The 14,014-nt window shown below is 44.5% G+C and carries 9 protein-coding genes; 7 read left to right on the forward strand and 2 right to left on the reverse strand.

Going from position 1 to position 14,014, the window contains the following annotated elements; translation table 11 throughout:
* Nucleotides 1-2 precede the first annotated feature (2 nt).
* The 7 genes from D7322_RS15585 (at nucleotide 3) to D7322_RS15615 (ending at nucleotide 12,180) form a co-directional block, all read left to right on the forward strand.
* Nucleotides 3-1,907 carry a RagB/SusD family nutrient uptake outer membrane protein gene (locus D7322_RS15585; protein ID WP_121125218.1) on the forward strand — a complete coding sequence of 635 codons (1,905 nt, stop codon included), beginning with the start codon at nucleotides 3-5 and terminating at the stop codon, nucleotides 1,905-1,907.
* Nucleotides 1,908-1,924: 17 nt separating this feature from the next.
* Nucleotides 1,925-3,208, forward strand: coding sequence for a DUF5000 domain-containing lipoprotein (locus tag D7322_RS15590; RefSeq protein ID WP_183078724.1), 1,284 nt, complete (start codon nucleotides 1,925-1,927; stop codon nucleotides 3,206-3,208).
* 33 nt (nucleotides 3,209-3,241) lie between these two features.
* Nucleotides 3,242-3,952 (forward strand): DUF4998 domain-containing protein, encoded by a 711-nt coding sequence (locus D7322_RS15595; protein ID WP_121125220.1) that lies wholly within the window; start codon nucleotides 3,242-3,244, stop codon nucleotides 3,950-3,952.
* 522 nt (nucleotides 3,953-4,474) lie between these two features.
* Nucleotides 4,475-7,807, forward strand: a complete 3,333-nt coding sequence (locus tag D7322_RS15600; RefSeq protein WP_121125221.1) for a SusC/RagA family TonB-linked outer membrane protein — start codon at nucleotides 4,475-4,477, stop codon at nucleotides 7,805-7,807.
* An 18-nt stretch (nucleotides 7,808-7,825) separates the two neighbouring features.
* Nucleotides 7,826-9,844 carry a RagB/SusD family nutrient uptake outer membrane protein gene (locus tag D7322_RS15605; RefSeq protein ID WP_121125222.1) on the forward strand — a complete coding sequence of 673 codons (2,019 nt, stop codon included), beginning with the start codon at nucleotides 7,826-7,828 and terminating at the stop codon, nucleotides 9,842-9,844.
* Nucleotides 9,845-9,936: 92 nt separating this feature from the next.
* Nucleotides 9,937-11,046, forward strand: a complete 1,110-nt coding sequence (locus D7322_RS15610) for a glycoside hydrolase family 88/105 protein (RefSeq protein ID WP_121125310.1) — start codon at nucleotides 9,937-9,939, stop codon at nucleotides 11,044-11,046.
* Nucleotides 11,047-11,169: 123 nt separating this feature from the next.
* Nucleotides 11,170-12,180, forward strand: coding sequence for a S41 family peptidase (locus tag D7322_RS15615; protein WP_121125223.1), 1,011 nt, complete (start codon nucleotides 11,170-11,172; stop codon nucleotides 12,178-12,180).
* Nucleotides 12,181-12,232: 52 nt separating this feature from the next.
* Here the strand turns inward: D7322_RS15615 and D7322_RS15620 are convergent, their stop codons facing one another.
* Nucleotides 12,233-12,970: a LytR/AlgR family response regulator transcription factor gene (locus tag D7322_RS15620; RefSeq protein ID WP_121125224.1), complete on the reverse strand. Its 738-nt coding sequence runs from the start codon at nucleotides 12,968-12,970 to the stop codon at nucleotides 12,233-12,235.
* A complete protein-coding gene (locus D7322_RS15625) occupies nucleotides 12,957-13,976 on the reverse strand; it encodes a sensor histidine kinase (RefSeq protein WP_121125225.1) in 1,020 nt (339 codons plus the stop codon). The genes D7322_RS15620 and D7322_RS15625 overlap by 14 nt, the downstream gene beginning before the upstream one ends.
* Nucleotides 13,977-14,014 lie beyond the last annotated feature (38 nt).

Raw genomic sequence — 14,014 nt, forward strand, 5'->3', positions numbered from 1 at the left:
TTATGAAAAGAGAAATTACAAAATATTTAATTGGTGTGTTATTGGTCATTGCAAGCGCATCCTGCAGCAAATATGTGGATGTCGTACCAGATAATGTACCGATACTCGAACATGCTTTTGCAAGTAGGGTAATGGCCGAACGCTATCTGGCTACATGTTATAACGCCATGCCTAATTTTAGTGGTTATAATGCTAACCCCGCGATCATGGGTGCCGGAGAGATCTGGACAAACGAACAGATCGCGTCAGCCGGTAAAAATATTCTCCGTGGTGCACAGAATGCGGATAGCCCTTTGCTCAACGAATGGGATGGTACATCCAGTCTCTGGCGCGGTATCTCGGATTGCAATATCTTTATAGATAGTATCGGTCAGGTACCGGATATGCCTATCGAAGAACGTGATAAATGGAAAGCAGAGGCAACATTTCTCAAAGCTTTTTACCATTATGAATTATTGAAACGTTATGGACCTATTCCTATCATGGACAAATTTATCCCGGTAGGATCGGACCTGGAAAACTATGCCGTTGAGCGGCAGCCGGTCGATGAGGTGTTTACCTATATTATCAAAACGATTGATGGTGCCATGGAGTTTCTTGACCCCAATGTGGTTGATGTGAATGCCGAAATGGGACGTGTGAACCGGATAGCTGCTAAGGCAATCAAAGCAGAGGTACTGGTGTACGCCGCAAGTCCGCTGTTCAATGGCAACCAATCGTTGGTGGCTACGATCAAAAATCAGAACGGCAAGCAGCTCTTTAATACCACTTATTCGGCGGAGAAATGGATCAGTGCCGCCAACGCATGCCGGGAAGCTATTGAAGCCGCCGAGCAAGGGGGCAAGTCGTTATTTGTCTGGCAAGCGCCACCTGGAGTTAACATCACCCGTCCTGAGGCTATCGCCCAGCTGAGCTCAAGATTGGCTTTTTGTCAAAATAAAGATAATACGGAAGGACTCTGGTTTTACTCCAATAATCTGATCAGCAACGACGTTCAGCTATCCTATATGCCCCGCGGATGGGATGCCAATACGCAGTCGAATGCAAGTATTCGTTCCTTTCTTTCGGCTAGTCAGAATATGATCGCTAAATACTATAGCGCCAATGGCGTGCCCATAGACGAGGACAAAACGTATCCTTATAGCCAGCGTTTTGAGGTAGTCAATGTGACTGATCCCAAGTACCAATATGATGTGGCGCTCAACAACCAGACCATTCGTTTGCATCTGGACCGCGAACCACGTTTCTATGGCAATATCTCTTTCGATGGCGGACGTTATTTTATGCGGAGTAATGCGACAGAAGCAGCGGCCTTCAGTACCTTTTATCGGCTAGGGGGAAATGTGGGGATAAACAATGGTACCTACTATAATGTCACGGGATACGGGGTTAAAAAATATGTGAATTATGAAAATACCTTCGGAGCTTCCAATTCAATGAGTATTGTATCTTTCATTGCTCCCGTGATCCGTTTAGCAGACCTTTACCTGCTTTATGCCGAGGCACTTAACGAAGTGAACGGCCCCACGGCGGAAGCGGTATCCTACATTGATAAAGTACGTGCCAGAGCAGGGTTAAAAGGGGTAGAGGCAGCCTGGCAGGAGTACTCCATTTACCCGAGCCGCCCCGCAACAAAGGATGGTTTGCGGAAAATCATAAAGGATGAGCGGACGATAGAACTTGCCTTTGAAGGTAAACGTTTCTGGGATCTACGCCGTTGGAAAGATGGGACGGAGGAACTGAGCAAGGAGGTCGTGGGCAATGATGTGAATCAGCAAAACCCCAATCTTTACTACAGACAGATGGTATTCTATTCCCCGAGTTTTACAGAGCGGGATTATTTTTGGCCGATCAGCCGCGCGGAGTTGCGTAGGAATCCCAAAATGGTTCAAAATTATGGATGGTAGTTTTTAAAATAATGAATATGAACTTAGTATATAACACGAAAGGATTACACCAGCTCCTGATCTTTGTGGGGCTATTTATTGCTCTTTTTCAGGGATGTAAGGAGGATGTGGGGATACAGCCGATCAAAGAAGGTGCTGTAGCAGGGCAAGTGACCAATGTGCGTACCTATGCATTGGCCGGGGCTGCTGTAATCAAATATGACCTCCCCACAGATAAGGATTTTCGCTATGTAAAGGCGGTCTATGTCTTGAACAACGGCAGTCGTGTAGAGACTAAATCTACACAGTACAAGGATTCGCTTCGGGTGGAAGGTTTTTCTGTTGCGGGCAGGTATGATGTTGAACTTTATTCTGTAAGTGTTGGCGAGGTCACGTCCAAGCCAATCGTCGTGACAGTCGACGTGGCTACACCATATAACCGACTGATTTCGGAGAGCCTGAAAAGCGATTCAAAATTTAATTCCACCTATGGCGGAGTCAATATTTACATTGACAATAAGGAGAAACAGCCGCTGGTGGTCATTGTCATGAAAAAGGATGCGGAAAACAACTGGAAAAATATTGATACAGCCTATACGAGCCTGGAAACGCAAACCTTGCGTGTACGCGGCATAAGCGAAGGCATGAGCACTTTTGGGGTATTTATTCAGGATAAATGGCGCAATAATTCGGATACCATTTCAAAGGAACTGGCGCCACTGGAAGAAATATTGATTCCCAAAGATACCTGGCAGCTGACCCAGATTGCGGTAGGTGCCATCGGTGGCGACTGGGATACGTTTAATGGAACTTATGGTGGACGTAGTTTGAAATATAAGACATTATGGGATAACAAGATGACGGCACATGGAGACGAGGCTTGGTTTGCATCGACACCGATTCCTTTTTCTTTCTCGATAGATCTTGGGGTACCGTCCATTCTGAGCCGTATCAAGACCTGGCCGCGGATGTCTGATCTGAACGGTTCCTACACGACTACCCATGTTAAAAAATTCCAGGTATGGGGATCTAACAGTCCGGATATGAATGACCCAAGTTTTGACAAATGGTTTTTATTGGGAACGTTTGAAAGTGTGAGACCCTCGGGGCTACCCTTCGGGCAGGCAGCGACAACGGATGATAAAAATTATGTAAAACAAGGTGAGGAATGGGATTTTCCGGATGTAAATCCTACGGATGCCCGTTATAAGAACCGTTATATCCGTATCAAGGTATTAAGTACATGGAATGGTATTGAAGCTTCGGACAAAAATCCTTCCGCCATTATCATGTCCGAGGTCACCCTTTGGGGACAACGTTAGCAGATGATTGTTTAATTGTAATGAGTGAAAATTATGAAAAGAAAAATAGTATATATATGTGCACTTATAGTTGGACTGGCGGCCTGTAAGAAGGAAGATCACTATTATAAGGCCTATTTGGAAAATGCTGAACGCTATTATCCCGGAGCCCTGGATTCATTGGCAATATATCCCGGAAACGGGCGGGCCCAGGTGCATATGCGTTTGAGTACCGACCCAAAGATAAGGCGGATACGTTTGGTGGTAACCAACGACTTAAATGCGCTGCGGGACACATCGTATTATAATATTACGGCTTCAGAGATCGGAAAGGAAAAAAATATCTTTCTGGAAAAGCTGAAGGAAACGCGCTACACGGTCAGTGCCCGTGGCTTTAGTGCCGAAGGAGACAGTTCGAAGGCAATGACAGCAACGGCATCTGTGGAGGGTGAACGCTACGGTGCGACGGTTTTGAGCCTCAATAGGGTATTCAGCAATTTCGCGACTTCGCCGGGAGGCCGAAAGCAGGCTATATTTTTCGTTGAGACGGTCGGTAGTGGTTTCACACCATTACAGGGAACTCGGGTATATTTTGATAGATCAGACAATAAGCGGGATTCACTGTTCCTGGCGCCATTGGATTTTGCCGTGGAGTTCCCCGCTGACATCCAGCCCAAAGGAAGTATTTCTTTTGTCAGCTATTATAAAAAGACCATGTTCTCCCTGGACAATTTCCAGACTCATGAGAAGGTGGTCAGTTATTAGCGTAAATTTGCAGAACACAAAGCTATAGTTCCGGTAAATTTTCTTCCAAACCTCAGTGCAATGAATATTTTCGTTGCACTGAGGTATACTCTGATTCAATGCTAAGGTTGTCGCCCCATTTAGCCTTTACCCGGTCGTTCTGATATAAAATCTATCTGCCGGCCAGATTTTTTCGTCGAGTTATTCTATTTTACTGTATTTCAACATATGTTTTATTAAAATACCGACCTATCCGTCTGTAATAAGAAAAATACGAAAACGTTGTAGTTAAATTACGCAAACGTTGTAGTTAAATTTTCATTAACAAGAATTTCTCTGAGTTTAGCGACTAATTGACCGTGGATCTCGGATATATACTGATTTTGTATATTGAATATCGTGTTATTGAGACAAAATAGCATTTTTTTGAGACGAATAGGTCCTGTTTTTGTAAATGCTAATCTTCACTTTTACAGTTAAAATTCCTTACTACAAGGAGACCAATTGTAAAATTTCTAAATCAATCGAAGTGAATATTGCTTTATGGGAAACTATTGTAAACTTAAACAAAGCCATCGGATATCCTCATCCTGGTTGTTATGTCTGGTCGCTTTTGGTAGTCCGGCTACTGCATTAAACGCCAACGCAGCATTAAAATCAATTACCCGACCGATTGTTCAAAACCGTGAAATTACGGGTAAAATATCGGATGGCAAGGGCCAGCCGTTATCAGGTGTCACCGTCAGTGTGCCGGGGAGTATAATGAGTACAGCCTCGCGGGCCGATGGTTCCTATTCCATTTCGGTGTCTCCGCATGCAGAAAAGCTTGTTTTCAAGCTTCTTGGTTACAAGAGCCAAGAAATTTCCCTTACCGGGGCTAAGGTGCTGAATGTCGTCCTGAATTCATCGGCAGATGAATTGGAGGAGGTCGTGGTGGTGGGCTATGGTACTATGCGTAAAAAAGACCTGACGGGTTCAGTGACACAGATCCTACCGGATCGAATAGCCAATGAAAACCCCAAAACGGTGCAGGATATCTTGCGTGGTACAGCGGGAATGAATATCGGCTTTGACGCTTCGGCAAAAGGAGGTGGATCGATCGAGGTACGCGGTAAACGATCGGTTTACGATAGTAACAGCGGCCATAATAATCCGCTGCTCGTGCTCGATGGAATGATATTCTATGGTGAACTTTCGGAAATCAACCCGGATGACATTGAACAGATCGACATTTTAAAAGATGCCTCGGCCGCGGCAATTTACGGCTCAAAAGCGGCCAGTGGCGTGATTATTATCAGCACAAAAAAAGGCAAACAGGGCAAGCCGACAATCAATATGACCATGAACGCAGGTGCGACGCAATTGAGCAACTACCGCAAAAGATTCAATCCCGCCGCTTACATGCAACATCGAGCGGATTGGTATACGAAAAATACGTATGGTATTAATCCGGAAACGGGGCTGTACGAAGCTTATCAGACGCGCGACGACAACGGAAACTTAGCGGTGCCTTATGGGTTTTACCTGAGTCCGGATCAACTGCCGTCATCTTTATCGCTGGAATCCTGGCGTGCGCTTTCGACAAACGAAAATGGGGAGTCCGATCAGAGCATCTGGGGCCGCCGTCTGGGACTGCAGGGAAATGCCTTACAGAATTTCCTGAACGGAAAGGCGGTGGACTGGGCAGACCATACCTTTCGCACGGGATTCAACCAGGATTATAATGCCAGTATCAGCGGGGCGAGCGATAAGGTGAACTATTACCTGTCCATGGGCTACCTTAAAAATGAAGGTGCTGTTATCAGTGACACGTACAAGGCCGTCCGGGCCAATATGAAAATCAATGCGCATGTAAACAAATGGCTGGAGCTGGGGGCGAATGTTAATTTTCAGGATCGCTCTGATGGAAATATAGACATCGACCTGGATCAGGCGCTGCGTAATAGCCCTTACGCGGATTATGCCGATGCCAATGGCAACCCGATACAGTATCCACTCAGCGAACAGTTCAGCCAGCGGGGCTATAATTATGATTTTTTGCAGAACTATCTTGAACTGGATAAAGGCTACACGGTGCTGAATTCCATCTTCAATGCGAAGGTAAAATTACCGTTCAATATCACGTATTCTTTTAACGCATCGCCGCGCCTGCAATATTTCCATGACCGTTATTTCATGTCGGCGGAGCTCCCGGGATCTAATCCTGCCGATCGGGGTGCAAACCGTGAACAGACAAAACGATTTGACTGGTCGCTCAATAATACCATCAACTGGGAGCACACCTTTGCGGATAAGCACCGCCTGATGTTGACCTTGGTGCAGGAGGCCGAGGAACAGCAGTCCTGGAAAGACCGTATCGAGGCTCGTAACATTTTACCTTCAGATGCGCTTGGTTTCCACAATACCAAAAATGGCTCAAAAGAAAATAGCAACTTCGATAGTTATGATAGCCATCAAACGGCGGATGCCTTGTTGGCACGTTTGTTTTACTCTTATGATGACCGGTATATGCTGACCACTTCCATCAGGCGAGATGGTTATTCGGCTTTCGGAACGTCTAATCCTTATGCTACTTTTCCCTCCGTGGCGCTGGCCTGGAACTTCACCAGAGAGAAATTCTTTAAATGGACGGATGTCATGGATTATGGTAAACTGCGTGCTTCCTACGGCAAAAATGGGAACCGCCAGCTTGCAGATCCCAATCTGGCGCTTGCGAACCTCTATGCCGGCAGTGGAAAAATGCATGGCTACCTCAACTCTGCCGGGGAACTGGTCCAGTACCGTTACCTGATGGTTGACCGCCTGGCCAATCCCAACCTGCAATGGGAAAAGACCACAGCATGGAATTTTGGTCTGGACTTTGGATTTTTAAAGAACCGGATCTCCGGTAGTTTGGAATATTACCTGATGCAGACCCATGATATGATTATGGAGCAGAAGCTGCCGAACTTTACGGGCTTTGGCAGCATCACGACAAATCTGGGGCAAGTGGACAACAAAGGGATTGAACTGACCTTGAATACGGTCAACCTGCAAAAGGACAACCTGAAATGGTCCACCACCTTCAGTTTCTCATACAACAAGAATCAGATTGTGCATCTCTATAAGAATTACGAAGACGTGCTGGACGCAAATGGAAACGTGGTGGGACGAAAGGAAATGGACGAGATTTCGAATGGATGGTTTATTGGTCAGCCCATTGGCGCGATCTGGGACTATCAGGTGACGGGCATCTGGCAGGCCAATGAAGCTGCGGAAGCGGCCAGATATGGACAGGCACCGGGCGACCCCAAGGTAGCGAATCCTTATACAGCCGATGATGTCGTAAATGACGCCGGAAGGAAACCTGTTTACAACAACAATGATAAGGTGTTCTTAGGACAGACCGACCCTCGTTTTCGTTGGGCAATGCGCAATGAATTTACGCTATGGAAAGACCTCAGTTTTTCGTTTAATATTTATTCGTATATGGGGCATAAAAGCTTGTCGGGCAATTACCTGAACAATGATGATGACGGGGGGCGGATGGCGTACGGGCTGGCTAATCTGCCGGCCAAAGAATACTGGACGCCGGACAACCCAACGGATCGCTATGGCCGGATCGAAGCCAAAGGACCCGTAGGGGCAGAGGGTGCCCGGTGGCTTTACGACCGTTCCTTTATCCGTCTGGACAATATCTCTGTGGGCTATACGCTACCGGCATCGCTGACATCCAGGTATAACTTAAACCGGGTGAAGCTATACGGAACCGTGCGCAACGTGGCTACCTGGACCAAAGACTGGGAATTTGGCGATCCTGAAACATTTCATCCCGACAATAATCCCCAGGGATGGGCCTCCCGTGTGTTTACCTTTGGTGTGAATCTGTCTTTATAACCTCATGAATTGATAACTATGAAATATACAATAAATACATCCGGATCTATCAGCAGAGGTATCGCAATGATGCTTGCCGGTATACTTGCCATAAGCAGCTGTTCGAAGGAATTTCTACAGCCTGACCCATTGTCTATCTATTTACCCAATGAGACCTTTAATACCGAGTCGGGACTGCTGTCGGCCATGGCCATCTGCGACCGTCATCTGAAAGGGTATTGGGCCACGGATAATAATGAAATGCTGACCCTTGGGACAGAATACATCTTCTCCGAATTGATGGTCGCAAGCAATACGGACAAACGCAGTATGATGGCAGACGTCGCCAACATGCTTACACCGACCAGCGACAACTCCACCCTGCAGAATCTGGACCGCTCAAACAGTATGTGGTATTTATGGCAGGAAACCTATAAAGGCATCAGTTATGCCAATACCATTATCAAGTATGTGGATCAGGTAGAGACCTTGAGCGAACAGGATAAAAATGCCTACAAAGGCCGGGCTTACTTTCACCGCGCTTTTCGGTATATGGCATTGGTATTTGAATACGGTGACGTCCCATTGGTGACGACCATTATCGATGTGCCAAAGCAGAACTACCGCAGTACCAAACGTGACGCCATTTTACAGATGATCACCAAAGACATGGAATTTGCCGTACAATGGGTGCCGGACCAGAAAAATATGAACCTGATCGGCATGATCAATAAGGGAGCCTGCCGGATGTTGCTGACGAAATGTTACCTGGCCCTAGGGGAATACCAGAAAGCCAAAGAACAGACGGATATCCTGATTGATCAATCGGGGTATTCCCTGATGACCGAAAGTTTTGGAACGTTCAACGATGGAGGGGAGGCGCAGACCTGGTCCATTAGCCGCAACGTCATCTGGGATATGCACCGCCCTGAAAATAAATTGATCCCAACCAATCGCGAGGTGATCATGGGGATGCCCAATCGTGGCGCCGATGCAGAGTCTTTTGTGAAAATGCTGACCATGCGTATTTTATATCCTTTTGTATTCGATAGCCGGATCCAGACCACTGATGGGAAGCAGGCCTTGCTGAATATTAAACGGAACAGTTCGGATTACAATGCAAAATACGATTATATGCGGGCCTTTGGCCGTGGTATTGCGACTTTCAGGCCTACGGCTTTCCAGTCAAAAGGGGTATGGTCTGTCAACGGTAAACTGGATGAGGGCGACTTGCGCCACAGTTCCAAAGTAGGAAATTGGGTACGCATGGAAGATTATAAGGTAAATAACAAAGAGTCAAAAGATTTTGGAAAACCGATCACACTGAAAGATCCGGAAACGGGCAAATTATTATGTACAGATTCCATCCGTCGTTGGTTTGATGTGCCGCATTATAAGTTTTTTCTGGATGATCCCGTCAGTGAGGCGAATATCAGCGGTTCGGACGGTTCAAGAGGCGCAACGAATGGTAGTATCGCCGACTGGTATCTGTACCGTTTGGCGGAAGCTTACCTTTTGCGTGCTGAAGCAAAATATTATATCAATCCCGCTGACGGAACGATAAAAGATGATCTGAATGCCGTTCGTCAACGGGCAAAATGTACGGAACTGTACCGGGGCGCCGTAACTATCGGTGATATTATGAATGAACGGGCACGTGAACTCTATTGGGAGGAATGGCGGAATGTGGAACTGAAACGCGTATCGCTGTGTCTGGCCCGCAGTGGTAAGCCCGATGAATGGGGGAACGTGTATAATCTGGAAAATTTCGATAAGCAGAGCGGTACAGATGCTAACGGTGGAAGCTACTGGTACCAGCGTATCGTGCATTACAGCCTGTACAATAAAGGTGTCATTCACGTGAGTGCTACTGGTCTGAGTGATATCAAGTACACCATGGATAAAAAGAATATGTATTGGCCAATTCCCAATGTAGCGATAACCTCTAATATTAAAGGGCAATTAAAGCAAAATTATGGCTATGATGGTTATAACGCGGCAACTCCGGTATGGGATAAGTGGGAGGATGCTGTTGCGGATGAAGCCAAAGTGGAGTAGTCATGCCTTATGGGACGGAACCGGTCTGCAATGACGCGGATCGGTTTTGACCTTTTTTAAATTCAATGAATTAATAATCAATGCTTTTTGTTATGATAAAAAATGTGTTTTTGTTTTTACTTTTTCTTCCGTTTAAATTTTGTTTTGGACAAACGGAACTAACAAACTTTCCTGCGGGAGCGGGGCCAAAGGAAGTAGGTTACCGAATTGCGCACCGTTTCGTCGCCGGCAAACATATGCTCCATGCGGGTAAATGGATCAGTTATCCCGAGACTTTTTACTGGACGGGTGCCATTAACTACGCTGACCTGACTGACGATCAGCAGCTGATGCAGGCGATGAAAGACCGCTTTTCTAAATTAACGTCAGTTGAGCAGAACCTGCTGCCGATCAAAAATCACGTCGACTTAAATATGTTCGGAAGTCTCCCTTTACGGCTTTATCAACTCACTAAGGATAAAAGTTACCTGGATCTGGGACTTCCTTACGCTGATACGCAATGGGAAGTACCGCAAAACGCCAGTCAGGCTGAAAAAGACTGGGCCCAGAAAGGCTATTCCTGGCAGACGCGTCTTTGGATCGACGATATGTACATGATTACGATCCTACAGACACAGGCTTTCGGGGCAACGGCCGATCCGAAATATCTGGATCGTGCAGCTAAGGAAATGGTGCTTTATCTGGACGATTTACAGCGTTCCAATGGCTTGTTCTATCATGCGCCGGATGTCCCTTTCTACTGGGGGCGGGGCAATGGATGGATGGCAGCAGGGATGACGGAATTATTGCGGATGCTGCCACGGGATCACCGGGATCGGCCCCGTATCCTGAAAGGCTATCTGAAGATGATGAAGAGCCTCAAAAAATACCAGTCGAAAAGTGGTTTATGGAATCAATTGATCGATCAACCGGATTGTTGGGAAGAAACTTCCGGATCGGCAATGTTTGCCTATGCAATGATATCGGGCGTTAAACAGGGCTGGCTAAATAGTAAACAATATAGCCCGGTAGCCCGGAATGCCTGGTTGGGATTAACCAAATATGTGGACGATAAAGGTGCTGTATCCAATGTCTGTGTGGGGACCAATAAAAAGAACGATAAACAGTATTATTATGATCGTCCCCGCCATACAGGCGATTACCATGGACAGGCTCCTTATCTATGGTGTGTCAATGCGCTGCTGGAAGACGGCGGCAAGTAGGTTATACGGTTTAGTTCGTCTGTTATTCGAACGGTTTTCGTACAGAAACGATTAGTTTTGAAAAAAAAAAGAATGCTAAATTCAGTAATAAAATAGCTACTTTTAAAATCACGACAAAGCTCAATGATGACCAGATCTTTTTTATTGCTATGGCTGCTATTATCTTCGACATTTTCGTTTTCGCAAGGTTTTAAAAATGACAGCGTAAAATCATTTATCGATAAAACGATTGAACTGATAGCAGCCAACTCAATCCATACGGAAAACCTCGGAGCCATAAAACGTGACTTATACCGTAAATCTGTAAACTTAAGCACGATAGATGAGACTGCACCCTTATATGAGGGTGTATTTAAACAGCTTTATGATTATCACGGCGGTCTAAAATATAAAGGAAAAACATACGGATGGAACAATCCCCATGCAATGGCAAATGTCTATCTAAAGGACAAGCTAAAAATTGAAAATAAAACATGTAGTAAGATCATTGATAAAAAAATAGGGTATATCAGGATTGTTGGAAACCGTGATTTTGCGTTTAAAAAAGTAGATAGTTTAGCAAACGATATCGTATCACATGTCAATACCATAAATTCAGCTCAAATCAAGGCCTGGATTATAGACTTGAGATTAAATACGGGCGGCAATATGTACCCGATCTTATTGGGCCTGAAGGAGTTTATTGGAAATAACATCATTTTCGGTGGGTTTAGGGATGCCCGGGACAAACCTACGGGCAATTGGGAGATCAAAGCAGGAAAATTGCTGATTGATGGAAATGTGCTGGACAGAAAAACAGCTTTGTTCCATCCGATACAAACGGATGTTCCATTGGTTATTTTAACGAGCTGCTATACAGCAAGTGCAGGTGAAATGATTGCGCTTTCTTTCATCGGACGGAATAACACATTTATTGTAGGGGAACCAACAGCCAATTATACCACAGCAGTACAGGGCTTTGAAATAAACGATCATGCAGGAATTAATCTGTCAACGGACTATGTAGTGGATCGAAATTTAAAAGTTTATAAATCCAATATTTTACCTGATGTTGAAGTCCTAGAAGGTGATAACCTGGAAGATTTAAAAAAAGACCGAAAAATAATAAAAGCACTGGAGTTGTTCGGTAAATAGGCCTCTCTTCGTAAATTATCTGCTATGCCTTTTATCGAAATTCCGGCTGTCACTATGTATTTCTACTCATGGGTGATTTTTGAAAAACTTGAAAAAACTGCTTTCTATAGGAGGACCCGATGGGAATCGTATCAGCTGAAACTTTAACGAGGCTTTTTTCGACATAGGTAATATGCTGAAGAGACACAATATAAGACCGGTGAATTCTGCAAAAACTATCGGCTGGCAACTGTCCAATCAGATCTTTGAGATTCATATAGGTAATGATCGAGCCTGCCCTTGTATAGATACGGATATAGTTGTCTAGCCCCTTGGCATAATAGATATCCTGCAGTTTTACCTTAAAATATTTCTGTTTGGCATCGCCTTTTATCAAGATATGGCCTGTCTCCAGAAGGCTATTTTCTTGATCAGCGAGCTTGTTGAGCTGATGAAATTTGACAATGGACTTTTTGAAACGATCAAGCGTGATGGGCTTGAGCAGAAAATCAATGATATCATGCTCATAACCATCGATCGCATACTTGGGATAGGCTGTTGTAAATATAAATTTACAGCGATTCTGGCAACGTTTCATAAATTCCAGACCGCTCATCGTTGGCATTTGTATATCCAGAAAAACGAGATCAATTGCTGTTGTTTCAATGATGTGCAGGGCTTCATAAATGTTGGTTCCTGCATACGCCAATGTGATTTCAGGAAAATGCCGTAGGTGGTTTTTCAATATTCCCATTGCAAATAATTGGTCGTCAACGATGATACAGCGTATGTTTTCCTTATTTTCCATCATTTAAATATATATCAAGATGAACTGAATAAAGCATTTCGTCTTTTGAGATATGAAACGAATGACTTGAGGGAAATAGAATTTCCAGTCTCCGTTTTACATTAGCTAGCCCGATGCCATGACCGGAATCTTTCAACTGCTGATTGATGTGATTTTTGACCTGGAAGGTCACCTTTTTCCTTGTGGATACCAAAACAATTTCTAGGGGAAATTTTGGGTCACTGACTATTCCATGCTTAAAGGCATTTTCAATAAACGTAATGAGCACCAAAGTCGGATATAAGATATTATCGTCCTGAATTTTTTTTGTAAAGCTATAGTATATACCCTGCTCAAACTGTGTGGACTGCAGATCAATATAATTTTGGATAAATTCGACTTCATCGGTCAAAGGGGCCATCTGAACGTTGGATTGCGTCAGGGTGTAGCGCATTGTCCCTGCTAATTTCCTGATGGTCTCGGATAGCTTTGCCGAAATGGGCAACGAAACAGCATACATGTAATTGAAAATATTATAGAGGAAATGGGGGTTGATCTGAGATTTCAAAAAACTCAATTCAGCTTCTTTCGCTACAGCTTTCAACTCACTGTTCCGCTTTTCGATAGCAATGGTTTTAAAAATCAGAAAGGTAATGAAGCCTAGAAAGAAACCTGGTAGGGAATAATAAAAGTTGTCATAAACATAAAATAGTGGATTTAAATCTTTTGTTTCTGGAAACCCGAGATAGCGAACGAAGATAATTTCTTCGATTGAATAACGGATCAGTACACACAGGAGATTCAAACCGACAATCGATGCGATAATCAGTCCCCACCGTCTTCTCTCCCAATTTTTAGGAAAAATATAGACTGCCGTCAATAAGATAATGAGCAATAGGATCACCTGCGATTGCGTTATCAGGGCAATTCCCATAAATGAAGCTTTGTTAAATACAATAGCTCCAACGATCAGGTAGACAGAAGATAGAAACCATACGAGCACTATAATTTCATAGATTTTTCGATTCATTACGCAGATATAATTGTTAAGTTGTTCATCGCTTTTTC

Origin of the sequence: Sphingobacterium puteale, from assembly GCF_003627955.1 — a bacterium.
Taxonomy (GTDB): Bacteria; Bacteroidota; Bacteroidia; order Sphingobacteriales; family Sphingobacteriaceae; genus Sphingobacterium; species Sphingobacterium puteale.

Coding starts and splice junctions, on each gene's coding strand:
- D7322_RS15595 (WP_121125220.1), top strand. CDS start 3,242: ATGAAAAGAAAAATAGTATATATATGTGCACTTATAGTTGGACTGGCG.
- D7322_RS15585 (WP_121125218.1), top strand. CDS start 3: ATGAAAAGAGAAATTACAAAATATTTAATTGGTGTGTTATTGGTCATT.
- D7322_RS15605 (WP_121125222.1), top strand. CDS start 7,826: ATGAAATATACAATAAATACATCCGGATCTATCAGCAGAGGTATCGCA.
- D7322_RS15590 (WP_183078724.1), top strand. CDS start 1,925: ATGAACTTAGTATATAACACGAAAGGATTACACCAGCTCCTGATCTTT.
- D7322_RS15610 (WP_121125310.1), top strand. CDS start 9,937: ATGATAAAAAATGTGTTTTTGTTTTTACTTTTTCTTCCGTTTAAATTT.
- D7322_RS15625 (WP_121125225.1), bottom strand. CDS start 13,976: ATGAATCGAAAAATCTATGAAATTATAGTGCTCGTATGGTTTCTATCT.
- D7322_RS15615 (WP_121125223.1), top strand. CDS start 11,170: ATGATGACCAGATCTTTTTTATTGCTATGGCTGCTATTATCTTCGACA.
- D7322_RS15600 (WP_121125221.1), top strand. CDS start 4,475: ATGGGAAACTATTGTAAACTTAAACAAAGCCATCGGATATCCTCATCC.
- D7322_RS15620 (WP_121125224.1), bottom strand. CDS start 12,970: ATGATGGAAAATAAGGAAAACATACGCTGTATCATCGTTGACGACCAA.